Annotated in this window: 13 protein-coding genes; 9 read left to right on the top strand and 4 right to left on the bottom strand. The window is 39.2% G+C overall.

The genetic code is table 11. The features are described from left to right. Positions 1-132: 132 nt before the first annotated feature. From GQR54_RS10215 to GQR54_RS10205, 3 genes are read left to right on the top strand one after another with little or no spacing between them, the layout of a single operon-like run. A complete protein-coding gene (locus tag GQR54_RS10215) occupies positions 133-588 on the top strand; it encodes a MarR family transcriptional regulator (RefSeq protein ID WP_166377540.1) in 456 nt (151 codons plus the stop codon). A 20-nt stretch (positions 589-608) separates the two neighbouring features. Continuing rightward, positions 609-1673 (top strand): HlyD family secretion protein, encoded by a 1065-nt coding sequence (locus tag GQR54_RS10210; RefSeq protein WP_166377539.1) that lies wholly within the window; start codon positions 609-611, stop codon positions 1671-1673. Positions 1674-1683: 10 nt separating this feature from the next. After that, positions 1684-2733, top strand: a complete 1050-nt coding sequence (locus GQR54_RS10205; RefSeq protein ID WP_166377538.1) for a DUF2955 domain-containing protein — start codon at positions 1684-1686, stop codon at positions 2731-2733. 137 nt (positions 2734-2870) lie between these two features. Here GQR54_RS10205 and GQR54_RS10200 read toward each other — a convergent pair whose 3' ends face one another. Beyond that, a complete protein-coding gene (locus GQR54_RS10200; protein WP_166377537.1) occupies positions 2871-4028 on the bottom strand; it encodes a benzoate/H(+) symporter BenE family transporter in 1158 nt (385 codons plus the stop codon). A gap of 379 nt (positions 4029-4407) precedes the next feature. On the opposite strand from GQR54_RS10200, the gene GQR54_RS10195 reads away from it, so the two are divergent. The 6 genes from GQR54_RS10195 (at position 4408) to GQR54_RS10170 (ending at position 10136) form a co-directional block, all read left to right on the top strand. Continuing rightward, on the top strand, positions 4408-5112 hold the full coding sequence (locus tag GQR54_RS10195; RefSeq protein WP_166377536.1) for a hypothetical protein: 705 nt from the start codon (positions 4408-4410) through the stop codon (positions 5110-5112). A gap of 126 nt (positions 5113-5238) precedes the next feature. Beyond that, positions 5239-5982 carry a zinc-dependent metalloprotease family protein gene (locus GQR54_RS10190; protein ID WP_024592420.1) on the top strand — a complete coding sequence of 248 codons (744 nt, stop codon included), beginning with the start codon at positions 5239-5241 and terminating at the stop codon, positions 5980-5982. 182 nt (positions 5983-6164) lie between these two features. Beyond that, positions 6165-7481, top strand: a complete 1317-nt coding sequence (locus GQR54_RS10185; protein WP_166377535.1) for a DUF5666 domain-containing protein — start codon at positions 6165-6167, stop codon at positions 7479-7481. 105 nt (positions 7482-7586) lie between these two features. Continuing rightward, on the top strand, positions 7587-8120 hold the full coding sequence (locus GQR54_RS10180; protein ID WP_166377534.1) for a PepSY domain-containing protein: 534 nt from the start codon (positions 7587-7589) through the stop codon (positions 8118-8120). Continuing rightward, positions 8120-8812, top strand: a complete 693-nt coding sequence (locus tag GQR54_RS10175) for a response regulator transcription factor (protein WP_166377533.1) — start codon at positions 8120-8122, stop codon at positions 8810-8812. Before GQR54_RS10180 ends, GQR54_RS10175 begins: the two co-directional genes overlap by 1 nt. Then, the gene (locus tag GQR54_RS10170) at positions 8802-10136 is read left to right on the top strand and encodes an ATP-binding protein (protein WP_166377532.1); all 1335 of its coding nucleotides are present in this window, start codon (positions 8802-8804) and stop codon (positions 10134-10136) included. Before GQR54_RS10175 ends, GQR54_RS10170 begins: the two co-directional genes overlap by 11 nt. Before the next feature lie 136 nt (positions 10137-10272). On the opposite strand, the gene GQR54_RS10165 is transcribed toward GQR54_RS10170, so the two are convergent. The 3 genes from GQR54_RS10165 to GQR54_RS10155 form a co-directional block, all read right to left on the bottom strand. After that, positions 10273-11493, bottom strand: coding sequence for an ectonucleotide pyrophosphatase/phosphodiesterase (locus tag GQR54_RS10165; RefSeq protein WP_166377531.1), 1221 nt, complete (start codon positions 11491-11493; stop codon positions 10273-10275). A gap of 204 nt (positions 11494-11697) precedes the next feature. Then, positions 11698-14016 (bottom strand): carboxypeptidase-like regulatory domain-containing protein, encoded by a 2319-nt coding sequence (locus GQR54_RS10160; RefSeq protein WP_166377530.1) that lies wholly within the window; start codon positions 14014-14016, stop codon positions 11698-11700. Positions 14017-14059: 43 nt separating this feature from the next. After that, on the bottom strand, positions 14060-15472 hold the full coding sequence (locus GQR54_RS10155; RefSeq protein WP_166377529.1) for a glycerophosphodiester phosphodiesterase family protein: 1413 nt from the start codon (positions 15470-15472) through the stop codon (positions 14060-14062). Between the last annotated feature and the right edge of the window lie 12 nt (positions 15473-15484).

The following is a 15484-nucleotide window of genomic DNA, read 5'->3' as shown; positions in this document are numbered from 1 at the left end:
CTCCCTAAACCTCACCATTTTTTTACAGGTGAGGTTTAGCAAATATTTTGCCACTTCTCGCACTTACGCATATTTACTTAGCTTGCTAAGTAATGATAAAATAGTTAGCTTGCTAACTATGTTGGGATGGCTATGCCTACACAAAAACCTTTTCACGAGACGCTCGATTTAACCGTTATCGGTAATATGGGCCGAGTTCATCGCTTATGCCGCGAAGCAGTAACCATTGCTGTTGAGCCTTTGGGGCTTACTCAGTCGCGCTGGACTGCACTAATGCATATAAATATGCGTGGTGAGGGACTAACACAACTTGAACTTGCTAATAGCTTAGGGATAGAAATGCCTTCACTGACTCGCACGCTTAAGCAATTAGAGGAGCAATCGTTAATCGTTCGCCGTGTAGACAAACATGATAAGCGCAGTAAAAGACTCTATTTTACTGAACAAAGTGATGCCATTTTACATTCATTGCAAGAGACCATTTCCGATATAAAAAATCAGTTATACAGCGGTTTATCTGTTGAGCAGCTAGATGCCATTGCATTTGGTTTGATCAAAATAGAGCAAAACGCCCTTAAATGTATTTAAGTTAATAAGTAAGGCTAAAAATGACACCGGATCAAAAGTTTGCACGCTATGTAAGGTTTTCTCTCATAGGATTTATCTTAGTATTTATTTACTATTTAGTGGCCGATATGGTTTTACCTGTGACACCACAGGCACGTGTATACCACCCTGTTGTGCAAATATCACCGCAAATTAGTGGCCGAGTCACTAGTGTGCAAGTTAATAATAACCAACCAGTTAAAGCGGGCGATATATTATTTAGTATCGATGAAGGCCCATATAATTTAGCCAAAGAGCAAGCTCAACTCGCGCTTGATGATGCCAAATTACAAAATAAGCGTCTTGATACCAATGTTAAAGCCCTTGAAGCACAAATTAGTGCTGCAAATGCTAAGCAGCATGAGCAAAAGCTATTAAAAAGCAGAGGCGAAAAACTCTATACTCAAAAGTCTATATCGGAGCAAGAGCTTGAAAGCATTCGTGCTAACTTTGAAGCCAGTAAAGCAAATGTTGCGGCTCTAGAAGCGCAGTTAGCTGAAGCAGTTTTAGCTAGAGGTGACTCAGGTAATAAAAACTTAGCTATGCGTCATGCTGCTAACCAGTTAGCGCTGGCTGAGTTAAATTTATCCTACACGCAAGTACGTGCACTAAGTGACGGCGTAGTTGCTAACTTACAGTTATTAGACGGCGCGTATGCTGTTGCAGGTAGCCCATTATTAGCTATTGTCGCTAAAAAAGCCGATTTAGTTGCCGACTTTAGAGAAAAGTCACTCTCAAATATGAAGCAAGGCACTCAAGCGCGCGTAGTATTTGATAGCCGCCCAGGTGAAGTTTACGACGCAATACTAGAAACATTTGAAGCAGGTGTTAGCAACGGTCAACTTAGTGCAAATGGTTTACTAAGTACAACAGAAACCAGCAATCGTTGGGTACGCGATGCACAGCGTCAACGCATTCATTTAAAGCTCGTAAATCATCAAGACTTAATAGCAAACATGCCGAGCGGGTCACGTGCAACAGTACAATTATTACCAGAATCGACAATTGGGCAATGGTTTGGCTCTGCACAAATTAGGTTTATTAGCTGGTTACACTACATTTATTAATGGAGACTTTATGACTCAAATTGTTAGCCAAGGCCCACAATTAGACTCTAATGGCCTTCGCCAAGCACTACGCATTGCAGGTGGATGCACCCTTGGCTTTACTATTAGTAAATTAATGAACTGGCCAAATGGTATATTTTTTACCGTTTATCCTATGTTGATATTGGGCATGGTACCTACGTTAAGTCGTGGGCTTATAAATCAATTTATAGCATCTGCTGCATTTAGCGCGCTTATAGTGCTGATAATGCAGGGATTGTTTTCTCACTTACCAGTCGTTATGACATTATTAGTGTTTGGTGTTTTTTGCTTTTTATTTTACCAAATGAGTAGCGGTAGTGCCTTTTTATTTGGCGCTTTAGGCGTGATAAGCCTTTCTATTCAGCTACATTTTTCGAGCTATGTTGATGAAGAAAGTAGTATTTATCCGTTAATTTTAACTAATGGTTTGGCTATATTTTTAACCGTTGTTATTGGAGCATTAATGCATGGCCTATTTCCTGATGTAACCGCAAGGCCCGGGCGAGTAATGCCAGCTAAAGCAAAAGAAAGTATTCGCCATGAGGTATTGTTATGCTCAACCGTGGCTACGCTCTCTTTTGTGGTTTTTCAGGTTCTTGATTTACAAGACTCAATATCTGCGCAGGCAGCTTCTGTGCTTATTTTGTTTTCATTATGCTGGAAAGCCGCAGGTATGGCTGGTTGGCAGCGAGCAATTGGAACGCTTATAGGGTGTAATGCAGCGTTACTATCGCAACTATTTTTGTATAGTCACTCTGATTTTTTACTTTTTCCGATGGCTATTTTATGGATACTTTCGTTTCTTTTTGCGCGTTTTCATATTTTAGGCGGAGGCATACCTGGTATTGGTTTTGGTGTGTTGACTACGTTTGGTATTTTATTTGGGAACTCACTCGGACCAGGCCAAGATCTTGTTTATAGCGCAATGTACCGGTTTAGCTCGGTATCGGTGGCTATAATATTAAGTCTGTGCGTTGTGTATATTATGCACCATATACTTAATCGGTTTAGTGTAACTCGCCATCATACTTTTGATTAGGTAAATCTTGTTTTATAAAACTAAAGGCTGCAATTGCAGCCTTTTTTATAAGCTTAGTTAAGTTATTTTAATGATATAAATAAACTATAATTTTGTTTTAAATACTCACCAACGGCTCTTTGTACACAATAAAGCTTTTAGTCTTTTTGGGTGATAAGAATAGTAAGCACACCCCCTATAATTCCCCAAAAAGCAGACCCCACTGATAGCAATGTTAAGTTAGATGCTGTTACTAAAAAAGTAACAATTGCGGCCTCCGTATATTTAATACTACTAAGGGCTTGCTGCAAACTATTAGCAATAGTGCCAAATAGCGCAATGCCCGCCAAAGCTAAAATAAGTGCCTGCGGTAAACTTGCTACCAACCCAACCAATGTAGCCGCGCACAGCGCCATTAAAATATAAAATACGCCCGCCGCTATACTCGCCCAATAACGTTTATCATGATTTTCATCCGCTTCATCACTCATACAAATAGCAGCGGTAATAGCGGCTAAATTAATAGAGTAGGCTCCAAACGGGGCACTAAGCATATTTACAAAACCAGTCACATTAAGAGATGCAGATATAGGCGCTTTATATTTGTGCGCTTTTAAAACAGCAATGCCCGGTAAATTTTGCGAGGTCATGGTAACTATATAAAGTGGTAAACCTATGCTAATGCATGCTTGCAAGTGAAAAACGGGTTCAATATAAGCAAATTCGCTCATTTTCCAGTGCAGTGCGCTGGTATCAATATGGCCCATTTGCCAAGCGAGTAGTACACCTATAATAAGCACGCTTAACATAGCAAAGCGGGCAAAAAAGCGTTTACCAATAAAGTACATAACGACCATTAAGCCAATTACTAAAGGCATGTCGTTCATAAAATTAAACACATCGATACCAAAGGTAACAAGCACGCCGGCCAACATGGCGCATGCAAGCTCACTTGGAATACGGTTCATTATTTTTTCAAACCAGCCCGTCACCCCCGACAAAAAAACGAGCAATGCACTGAGCATAAACGCGCCAATAGCCTCGTTTAAGTTATACCCTTGTGCACTTGAAATCAGTAATGCAGCCCCCGTGGTAGACCACGCAATTAAAACAGGCACTTTGTAATAGTACGACAAACCTATTGACGTTGTGCCCATCACTAAACCAAGCATTAAAATCCAACTAGCTACTAAATCGGGCGTGCCTCCAAGGGTTATCACCACCTGATAAATCAATGCAATAGAACTCGAAAAACCAATAATTACAGCCACAAGTCCTGCTGTAATTCGGTTAAGCAACTGATCAGACACCTTCATAAATCCCTCGTAATGCCATTTATGCAGCACACAACATACGTGCCCGATAAATGCATTGCAATTAGCGATTAGTTTACAAAGAGTGAAAAAAATTCACTTTTTATTTTTCATTGTAATTAACGTCAAAAAGTCACTTTTAACCATTGTATTTAACTAAACAAACAAGTACCCACAAACGCGCCAAAGGCCGCATAAACCCTACAAAAAACCAATACTAAAAAGAGTGAAAAACATACCAAAAATAAATATCCTTATATTTTATAAGGAATTATGAAATTTAGAATTAATTCTTTTCGGTTACATTTATTATCTTGATCTAATCCATTTAATAATATAAAACGTAACAAACAGTTAACCAAAAACACTAAAAGAGAAACAAATGAAGAGATCTGTCGTCTTACTAATTGCTATACCATTATCGGCATTTGCAGTTTATGGGCTATTTTTTAATGCAGATGAAACGGGCGAACCTATCGCGCCTGTTGCTATTGATTTTGTTCCTATTGATTTACAAAAAACGCGCAATACACATCCCCCTGCACCTATTGATATGAGTAAAGATCCAATTACAGTTAAACCTATTGTTGCCCCTGACAACAGCTTACCGTTTGAAGAATTTGATGCCGTAAATCGCCAATCCGACAAAGCAAAGCAAGTGCTTATAAACGCAAAAGTTTTACCTACCGACTTACATAACGAAGCCTACATTGAGTTTGATTTAAATTCTTTACAGGCTTTAGAAACTGGCGAAAATTTTGATTTAGCTATTCCGCAAACAGCCGAAACATTCACCGCAGAAGTGACTAATGTGGTTGAGTCTGAAAATGGCGATAAGAGCATATTTGGCAAAATAGTGGGTGTTGATGGCCGCATGCATAATACCGTTTTAACGGTAGGTAAAGATGCCGTGTATGGTCAATTTACTGCGCCTTCTGGCAATTATGTATTCGAAAGTAAAGGTAAGTACGGATGGATTGCAGCAAAACGCGATTTATATAAAAGCCACATAGAGCATGATGTAACCGCACCAAAACCCAAATCAGATAAAAGCATCGATATATTTGCACCAAAAATTGATGGCTAACCAATAATCAAAATATAAAAAACAACTAAAGCCGCACTATAGGGCAGCTTTAGTGTGTCTGCTTTTTATGAGCTCAACCAAGTTAAAAACAAGTTCCAACCACAACAAGAGTAAGGAAATACAATAATGAAAAAAGTAATCACAACAACCGCACTGGCTGCGGCATTATGTGCAGCAAGTGTTGCACAAGCAGAAACAATCGATATCGGTATTTTATATACCGACCAATCAGCTGCTGCAACTAGCAATATTGACACTAAAATAAATCAACTAATTGCTTTTAGTAATCAGGTATATAGCCAAAATGGCGTTGATATAACACTACGCTTAGCTGGCAAACAAAACTTAGGTGACTACGCAGTAACGCCGTCCGAGGATTGGTTAGATTCGGTTACAAATAGCAGCTACGTAGATGGTTTACGCAGCGATTGGAAAGCCGACATGATTGCCGTATTAGGTACTGGCCAAAGTGCTGGCAATGGGCTTATTTCATGTGGTTTAGCATGGGTTGGCCAAGGCACTAATGGAAATCTATACAGCTCAATGAGCAGCCGTATGTACTCAATCACTGCAATTGATTGTGGTGCAACTACATTTGTACACGAACTTGGTCATAACCAAGGTTTAGCGCACTCACGCAAACAAGGTGACACATCTGGCGGTGTATATGTAGATGGCATGGGTCATGGCGTACAAAACGAGTTTGCAAGTATAATGGCTTACCCGCACGTTTACGGTAGCGCAACTCAGTACGATTACTTCTCTAACCCTGGCTGGAGCGTAAATGGTATTGCATTTGGTATTACAAACCAAGCGTATGCAATTCGCACAGTTACTGCTACAAAAACAAGTATTGCTAACTTCAAATAAGCTGCCCAATAAAAAAGTGGACTAAATAGCCCACTTTAAAGTTTTAACATGTTCTTCCCTTAAGAGCGCCTCGGCGCTCTTTTTTGTAACATTAACAAAAATTAATGTTCTGTCCACCTTATTGATATACATGGTTAAGTACACTTACTCCATCAGCAATAGTTATTATCTAGGAGTTCCCCATGACCAACCAATCAATTAAAAATACAGTAAAACTAATCTCATTAAGTGCTATTACACTTGCGTTAAGCGCATGTGGCAGTAGTTCGTCAAATAACGATAACAATAAGCAAATAACTTCAGCTAACTTACCGAGTGTGATCATTGGACAAGTAACAGGTGTAACGTCGGATTCAATTACTGTAAACGATCACACTATTGCGGCAAGTTCGGCTGAGATAGAAATAGATGGCAATAACGCAACTCTTGCTAACATTAAACAAGGCATGATGGTAGAAGTAGAAACAAATGGTACAAGCGCGACCGAAATAGATTATGACCCTGTATTTAAGGGCCCTATTAATATACAAAATGACCAGGTGAGTATTGCAGGTGTGACGCTTAGTAACTTAAACAGCAGCGACTTTAGTCAAGGGCAATTATTTGAAATAAGTGGCTACAGTCATTCGTTAAACTCACTAACGGTTACCTACCAAGCTCCTATTACTAACAGCCAATCAGAGCTTGAAGTGCAAGGCAGTATTACCAATTTAAACCAGCAGTTGCGCACATTTAATTTAGGTGATTTAGTTATTAACTACCAACAAGCTGATATAGACGGCACACTAAGTAATGGTCAGCTTGTTGAGGTTGAAGGTTTTTATAATAATGCAATATTTACCGCAATCGAGGTTGATGCAGAGCAAAGCCTTAGTTTTATCGATAATATAGACACCGAGCTTGAAGGCGTAATCACCTTTGTAAATAACAATATGAGCTTAATAACATTAAACTCGCAGTGGCAAGTTAGCATTAATGATCAAACTCAATTTGAAGATGGCACCACCGCTAATCTTGTTGTTGGTCAAGTTATTGAGGTAGATGGTGTATGGCAGCAAGCCGATAATAAATTACTTGCTCAAGAAATAGAATTTGAATCAATAAACATCAAACCAAATACAACCAACCAGCAGTTTTCGGTAGCCGGCGTTGTTAGTTACGAGCAAAATATGGCGACAATAAATGGCATTGAATTTACATTTAATAGCCAAACTGTATTTGAGGATGGATTATCGGTTAATACTCTAGATGGGCAGTGGGTTGAGCTTGAAGGCAGTTATAACAATGAGCAAAACACCGTAAGCGAAGTTGAACTAGAGGACGATACAAGTGAGATTAACTTAACCGGTTTAGTGTCGGCAAATCAAAATCAGCAAGCAACGCTTTGGGGCTATATAAGTGAAGATAACTCATTAACGCAATATTTAAATCAAACTGTAGAATTAGAATGCCAATGGGTTGCAAGCAACCAAGTAAGAGCATGCGTTTTAGATGACTAGTAGTAATATAAAGCGCTGATATAAAGAATAAATCATACGACTAAATAAATGTGTTTAGCTCTCTTATTTGGTAGGCTAAACACATTAAAACAAGAGCATACTTACATGAAACATATTTTTTTGAGCGCCTTATTTTTTTGCAGCGGGTTGTGCCATGCAAGCAGTTCTGCAATTTTTGACAAACTTAATAATGCAAACGAGCCATCACCACAAAGTATTTTAAAAAATATAGAAGCCGAATACCTAAATACAGCCGTTATTGTAGAGTTTGAGCTAGAGTTCGAAAAAGGACAAACCACCTACGAGGTAACACTTTTTGAGCAAAAAAATAATCGCTTTATTGAATTGCTAGTTGATGTAAAAGGTAAACTAATTGAGCTTGAATATGCCCCGCCAGAACTTGATGAAGACGACGAAGTTGCAGCCGCTAAATTAATGCGTAAAAAAAATTACCGCATGTATCAACTTGTCCAGTCGTTAGATTCAACACAAACACAATACTTAATAGAAGCTCAGCTTGAGCAAGATATGGGCGTAACTTACATGGTTGCCACGTTTGTATCGTTAAAAGGGCGTCATAAAAAAGCCATTGACCTCGCAACAGGTAAAAACCTACCACTACTGCGTTGGGGCAATTAATGAAATTACTTTTGGTTGAAGACGACAAACAAAACCGCGAGTTTTTATACAAAGCCTTTAGCGAGCTAGGCTACACCGTAGATACCGCACAAGACGGTCAACAAGCATTATTAATTGCCACATGCGAAGAACACGACGCAATTGTGCTAGACCGAATGCTACCAAAGTTAGATGGTTTGCAAGTACTTGCTGCACTTAGAGCAACAGGTAAGACAACACCTGTGCTAATACTCTCGGCGTTAGATAAAGTAGACGACCGAGTTGCAGGCTTGAAAGCAGGTGGCGATGACTACCTTATAAAGCCCTTTGCGTTTTCGGAACTGGCTATTCGTGTAGAGAACATAATTAAGCGCCCTTTTCATAACCAACCACCGCAAACCGCATTAAGTTTAGCAAACCTAAACCTCGATTTTCGTCATCATAAAGCAGACGTAGCTGGGCAAACACTTAACTTACAACCTAAAGAATTTAAACTTTTACATTTTTTACTCGATCATAAAAATAAACTTGTTACGCGCACTTTGTTGTTTGAGTCGGTATGGGAATATAATTTTGATCCTGGCACAAATGTAATAGATGTACACATAGCAAGGTTACGTAAAAAGCTATCATTGCTTGGTGCAAAAGTACAAATAGAAACAATACGAGGCGTTGGCTACCGATTACAAGTAGAGCAAAATAATGATTGTTAACTCCAACCTTTGGCAACAATTTAACCCGCGTTTTAGTTCTGTATGGCGACTTACACTCGCGTTTGCCACCATTACATCGGTTGTTTTAGTGCTATGCGTTGTGCTTATATATCAGCTGTTATTGGGCGAGCAAACACGCCAAGTAGAAAGGCGCTTAAACGCCGAGCAAGTTCGTATTGAAGGGCTTGCTAATGAATTTGATAAAACGTCTTTTTTTCAGCAACTAGCGGTATTTCGCAATGAGGGCGAAATTTTAATATTTTGGCAAAGTGATGACGAGCAATTCCAGCAATTAAGCTTTTTACCCAACGACATTCCAAAGTTGCCAAACACCCTTGAGTTTCCTGTGCTCGACACCCAACGTGGGCAAATTAGGCTACTTACCACCGGTATTGTAAACACCAAACATGGTAATATTGTTATTGCCACAGCCACCGAGCATTTAAGCCGCTTAATTACTGAATTTAAAACCATTGCAACCTGGGCTTGTTTAGTCAGCTTGTTACTTACCTGTGTGTTTGGCTATATTTTTGCGCGCAGGCATTTAAGGCGTGTAAATTATTTTAATAACGTAGTAGAACAAGTTCAAAAAGGCGATTTATCGGCGCGTGTAGTTCACAAACAACAAGGTGATGAGTTTGTAAAACTAGCCAAACATATTAATACCATGCTCGACACCATCGAAGAAAACTTTGCCTTAGTGCAAGGCATTACCGATAACATAGCGCACGATTTAAAAACCCCACTTACTCGATTGCGCTTACAACTAGAGCGCCAAGCAGTGCAACAACCAGAGCTTGGGCTTGAAATAGAACAGCTTGATACCGTATTACATACCTTTGATGCCATGCTTAAATTGACTCGCCTTGAGTACGGGCAATTTCCGTTAAAGTTAGAACCTATAAACTGCCAAACACTTATTAATGACTTAATAGACATATTAGAGCCCAGTGCACAGCAAAATCAGCAACATATAAACGTAATTAATCAGGGGGAGTTAGTACTTCAAGGCGATAAAAACTTACTTTTTCAGGCTTTATTTAACCTATCCGAGAATGCTATTAAATACGCAGGTAATGGAGCAACTATACACATTACGCTTACCAGCAATCATATAAATATTAGCGATAATGGCAAAGGCGTCGAGCCCACACAATTATCACAACTCACTAAGCGTTTTTATAGGGGCGACCCCGCAAGGAAAAAAGAAGGGTTTGGATTAGGTTTAGCCACCGTAAAAGCAATATGCGAGCGCCACCAACTTGTGCTTACTTTAACAAGTGACGAACGCGGCTTTACCAGCACTATAAGTGTAAGTAACTAGTAAGGAGAACTAGTAAGGAGAACTAGCACTGTTAACTAGCGCGGAAACTAATACAGGTAATGAGTATAAATATCTCTCCAGTTAAACATAAAAAAAGCGGCTATTAGCCGCTTTAAATATCACAAAACCGATCGGCTTAATGCACAACGATTTTTTGCTTAATTGCTGGCATTAATGTTTTACCATTGCCATCTACTTTGTTTAACAATTTAAGTCCCATCACTTTTGCAAGTACTGGGTAAATATCAAGGTTATTTACTTCTTTAAGGCTTACACCTTGTTTAAATGCAGGGCCTACAGCAATAAATGATGCCGCCATATCCTCGGTATATGCATAACCGTGAGTCCCTAAATAGGTTGGTTTTTTACCATTGGTAAATACCGCTGGCGCTGTAGTTTGCACCACAATATCGCCTACGCGAGTGCCTTTATTGTAATGATACGCTGCTAATTGCTCGTCAGTTAATACTGTATAACGACCGTTTGATGCATCTCGTAGACGTGCCTTGTAACCTTCAATATCAGGGTTTTCAGTATCAGGCTGAGTATAAATAAGTAAACGTGGGCCAGTATTTTTAACTAAAAAGTTTTCATCTTGAGGCAGTGTGGTTACATCAATGCTTTTATCTGGATCTATACTCGTCATACCATGATCCGACACAATAACTAAGTTTACCTCTTGCTCTAATTTACTTAAGCGAGTTTGTAATTGCCCCATTAATTCATCAAGCTGTTTAACTGCATCACCCGTTTGTGGTGCGTCTGGCCCAAATTCATGGCCCATGCTGTCAACTAGCGAAAAGTAACTCGCAATAAAACGTGGGCGCTGTGCTTTTGGTAAACTTAACCACTGAATAATTTGATCAACACGGCTTTGGTAATCGCTGTATTTAGAATAGTGATAAAAGTAATCTGGTGTCATGCCGTTAAATAATGCATCTGACTCAGGCCAAAAATAAGTAGCCGATTTAAGTCCCTGCATTTTGGCTAAATTCCAAAGCGGAATACCCTTTACCCATGTGCTATCGCCCAATGCTTTGCCCATGCTGTAACAGTCGTTTTTACGCGCTTTATCACAAAAGCTATTATCAACAATGCCATGGTTTACTGGCAGTAAGCCCGTAATAATAGAAATATGGTTAGGAAACGTTTTAGTTGGATAAACAGGTATTAGTTTTTGTGCGCGAACACCGCGCTCGGCCATTGCTTTTAAATTTGGCGCGCCGTGTTTTTCAATATAATCCCAACGCAGGCCATCAATTGATACAAGCACCACAGTTTGCTCTTTTGCAGCAAATGCGCTGTTCATTCCTAACATTAGGCAAATTGATACTGCCTTTAAAATCCACTGTTTCATTATAAACACCTATAAATGCACAACAATTACTCAAAAAATTATTTTAAAGCAAGTTGTTACTTTATGATACAAACTGATAGATTGGGGCTTATTTATCTAACGTTAAATAACGCATAAATTAAATCGTCCCCAGATTAAAACCTTTAATTTTAAAAGAACAACACGCCATGAGTATTTAGCAATATCATCTTTTCCCTTTCATAATCATTGCGCTTTTAGCTCAATAGAAAGAGTTTGTTCACCCGCATCAATTTGATGCCAACGGCGATACGTTTTATAACCCGTAGCTGAGATTTGAATATCATAGCGACTCGCTCTAAGTATCATACCCGAACGATATTTAGGCCCAATGTTCATAATGCGTATGTTCGCATTTGGCACATTTGTGGTAATTGTTAACTTGGTTTTTTGTTCAACCATATATTGCCTATTTTGCTGCTGTTCAGCATCAAGTGAGGTATCGCTATGGCGTAAAATATCAACGTTAGCTAACGCATTGCTCAATGGGGAAAAATGCTGATAAATTTTTAACTTATCTTCAAATGCGAGCCCTAAAGGGTGCAGCACTGGTTGAGCATGCAAAGTCCAACGAATTGCGTAACTAAATACAGGGTTGCTCGACTCCTCTACTTTAGTTAAAAAGTAATTAACTGGGCTCTGCTCATCTTTTGTAAAAGTATTGCTTATAAATATCACCGGTAAAATTAAAATTAATAACGGCATTATCAGTTTTTGTAACATCGTAATCGGGTGTTTTTTATCTGTATTTTTAGGTGGAGCAATAAGGCGCCACAATTTAAGTGGTAGCTTGCTAAAAGTTAAACAGATTAAAAATAACGACAACGACATAGAAATAGGCGGAATAATAACCGAGCGCAGCGCTTGCTTACCATATTGAGCATACTCACCACCATCTACAAACTTGCCCTTTGAACTGTTAAGCATTGCTAAATATTTATCGGTACGCTTTTCGATATTTGGATCGAGCACCTTTTCTTTGAAGCTTTTTTTATTCCAATCAGCGCGTATGTTTTTTACATATAAGTCACCCATACGGTCTGAAATTTTGGCTTGTATTTGTGGGTTTAACTGAAACGCTACCCACGACAAATTTGGTGATAAGCTTAAATTGTGCTTTGCCATCTCACTATTCCATTGTCGGTTAGCCTCTGCTTTTACTTTATTGGCAACTGCTTGGGCAAACTCAGGTCGGTCGTTAATCTTCCAATTATTATTAAGTCTTAATCCCTTTGCTAAAAAGTGTGCTCGCAGCTTTTTAGCTGTTGTGTCATGACCTCGAAAAGCGAATGAGCTATTAATATTAAACTCGTAATCCGTTTCGTTAACAAACATCTGTGTAAATTTAGGGTGCTTTAAAAATAGCATCTGGTAATGATCGGGATCGTCAGTGTACTTATAACGTTTGTTTTTTATGCCACCATCGCCTCCGCTTGCAAGGCTAACGGCCTGTAATGCAGTATAAAAACCACCGGTAAGCACTCCCATCAAAATACTGCTAGTTGCGTTTTCTGCCGCCGAAATATCTTCTACAATTAACCAATAATCGGGGGGAATATAGCCAATTCCTGCTTTTAAAATATCACTACGATAATTTGCGCCAGCTCTTTCGTAACACTTACTAAGGCGATCTTTTTGGCTGCTTTTTTTATATCGGTCTGAACACTTAGCTATTTTTTCATGGTAATTATAGATTTTAGGACCATATTTTTGTGCCCTTGCAGACGCTTTAGCAATATGTGCTTTTTGTGCTTGCTGGTACTTTTCCCAACCTTCATTTACTTGCTGCTCAATTTGTTGCCAATAGCCTTGTTCGCGCTGATCAATTCCGGCTAACGTTTGGTTATATTTTTTACTCCCATTGGCATACATTTTATATTGACCAACTAACTCATTATAAAGTTGACTGTACTGCGTGTAATGTTGGTCAAAATCTTGGTAAGCCTTTTTTTGAACAAAAGAAGCTATAATTTTGCGTTTATCTTGTTCTAGATTGTCAGATAAAGCCGCGTCGCTGTATAACAACCCACCAAACAATGCCAAAAAGGTTAGGTTTTCTGAGCTATGTAACTCATCAGCTTTGTAATCAAGTCCATTAATTTTAATTGAATTAATAGCTAAAGCGTCTCTAAGCGCCGCACTATAAACTGCAAACTGGCGTTGCTCTGCCGAAGAGGGCTCTATTAATGTTTTTTCTATTACATACTTTTGACCATAAAACACCACCGGCCATACTAAGCATATTAAGGCTATTAGCGAAATAATGCCTCGCCCTACTTTAGCCACCATCGCCTTTGGTAAAAAGTCAGCCAATAGCAATGCAACTCCAACTCCCGATACAGCGCGCCCGTATATTTCTAGGTGCTCTAAATCCTCTGCTGAGGGAGAACCCTGCCCGACTAAAGACACTAACTGGGCATTAAAAATAGCCTCTGGTAATAAATACAAGGTAGCTAATAGCAGCATTAAAAAATGCCACCATGATGGTTTAGTGGTTACTTTCATTATGAGTCGTCTTATTGTTATTTTTTACGAAGTTCAAGTTCAACTACAGGGTCAGTTTTTTACGAAGTTCAAGTTCAACTACAGGGTCAGTCTCAAGACTAAACTCTTCATCAGCCTCTCGTTTACCTATTTCAAGGTTTGGCGCATTTGAAATGTGTAACGCTTTTTTTGTATGCGAAACCGGTGTAAGCGACTTTAAATGCCCACCTGTGGAAGGGTACAACTGATTCTGTTGATAAGTAGATAACTCATCTAAACGCGTTAAATCTAAATCATCGGGCATACTTGCTATACGCTTAGCAAAAGCGTTATTACCTTGGTATGGTTTAACCGCTGGCAAGCCAAACACAGAACAAAAGCCATATACCGTGTCATCTATTATTACAGAATTAGGGCGTAACATACTTGATTGCGCTAATAAGCTGCGTTCGTGGTAGTCGTGCCCATTAATAGAATAAGTGGCAATATTAATTCCACGCGCCTTGGCTCTGGGCAATAATTGGGCTGCACTTTGTTTATAATGACGAATATCTAACACGTAGCCAAAATTGCGTTTTAACTTTTTAGTTAACGTATCTAACTTTAGCGGTCTATCAAAACGTGTTTCGCGATGACGACGATTACCATACGACTGTATACTTTCTAATTGCTCTTTATTGCGCTCATAAATAGGATCGCTCCCTGCCCCGCGCTTTAAATCGGCAGCCAGCTTATTCATAGACACCTTTGAAGGAGATTGAATAAACATCATATACACATCGGGATTTATTTCACGTAGGCGCGTTAAATTACGCATTTCTAAGCTGCTAAAAAAATAATTGTTTGCCCCAACATATTTATACGCCATGTAGTCGAGCATTTTTAAATCATCGACAGATGCCCGCGATTTAATTTCAATATTTAGCTTTTGATGCGATTTACGATAACGCGAAAACGTACTCGCCAACGCTTTAAAAGACGGTGGCATATCTGCGGTTAACAACCCCGTGTTTTGATCGCGATGACGTAAAGCCCCCCATTCTTTAGTGTAACGAATCGACTCTATTTTACGCCGTTTGTTATCAACAGTACCGGTTTCTCGCCCTGTGTGAGCATCATGATGCACAACCCACACATCGTCACGGGTAATGCGTACGTCAATTTCTATCACATCAAAATTATTATCGAGAGAATCAATAACCGCCTTGAGTGAGTTTTCAGGAAAGCGAATAGCCCCCCGATGACTTTGTAAATTAAACTCACTGCATTGACGCGCATTTAAATAATTAATATTACCTAATTGAGTTTGATAAAAGCCACGAGCAGCCAGTGCATCAGCTCGCGCACTAAGTTCTTGCTGCGCTGCAACAGATAGATTATTGTTTAAAGTATTTTCAGGTGTGCTATTACACGCTGATAATGCGCAGGTTAAAATACAGACTGATAATATATAAAAATGGGATAGTGGACGCATCATGCTTATTAAGCC

The organism is Pseudoalteromonas sp. Z9A4 (genome assembly GCF_011378845.1).
Classification (GTDB): domain Bacteria; phylum Pseudomonadota; class Gammaproteobacteria; order Enterobacterales; family Alteromonadaceae; genus Pseudoalteromonas; species Pseudoalteromonas arctica.
Note: the sequence above shows the minus strand (reverse complement) of the source record. Positions and strands in the feature narration are given on the sequence as shown.

Excerpts from the sequence above, each read along its gene's own strand:
- GQR54_RS10195 (WP_166377536.1), top strand. The coding sequence starts at position 4,408 with ATGAAGAGATCTGTCGTCTTACTAATTGCTATACCATTATCGGCATTT.
- GQR54_RS10180 (WP_166377534.1), top strand. The coding sequence starts at position 7,587 with ATGAAACATATTTTTTTGAGCGCCTTATTTTTTTGCAGCGGGTTGTGC.
- GQR54_RS10215 (WP_166377540.1), top strand. The coding sequence starts at position 133 with ATGCCTACACAAAAACCTTTTCACGAGACGCTCGATTTAACCGTTATC.
- GQR54_RS10190 (WP_024592420.1), top strand. The coding sequence starts at position 5,239 with ATGAAAAAAGTAATCACAACAACCGCACTGGCTGCGGCATTATGTGCA.
- GQR54_RS10200 (WP_166377537.1), bottom strand. The coding sequence starts at position 4,028 with ATGAAGGTGTCTGATCAGTTGCTTAACCGAATTACAGCAGGACTTGTG.
- GQR54_RS10210 (WP_166377539.1), top strand. The coding sequence starts at position 609 with ATGACACCGGATCAAAAGTTTGCACGCTATGTAAGGTTTTCTCTCATA.
- GQR54_RS10170 (WP_166377532.1), top strand. The coding sequence starts at position 8,802 with ATGATTGTTAACTCCAACCTTTGGCAACAATTTAACCCGCGTTTTAGT.
- GQR54_RS10175 (WP_166377533.1), top strand. The coding sequence starts at position 8,120 with ATGAAATTACTTTTGGTTGAAGACGACAAACAAAACCGCGAGTTTTTA.
- GQR54_RS10155 (WP_166377529.1), bottom strand. The coding sequence starts at position 15,472 with ATGATGCGTCCACTATCCCATTTTTATATATTATCAGTCTGTATTTTA.
- GQR54_RS10160 (WP_166377530.1), bottom strand. The coding sequence starts at position 14,016 with ATGAAAGTAACCACTAAACCATCATGGTGGCATTTTTTAATGCTGCTA.
- GQR54_RS10165 (WP_166377531.1), bottom strand. The coding sequence starts at position 11,493 with ATGAAACAGTGGATTTTAAAGGCAGTATCAATTTGCCTAATGTTAGGA.
- GQR54_RS10185 (WP_166377535.1), top strand. The coding sequence starts at position 6,165 with ATGACCAACCAATCAATTAAAAATACAGTAAAACTAATCTCATTAAGT.
- GQR54_RS10205 (WP_166377538.1), top strand. The coding sequence starts at position 1,684 with ATGACTCAAATTGTTAGCCAAGGCCCACAATTAGACTCTAATGGCCTT.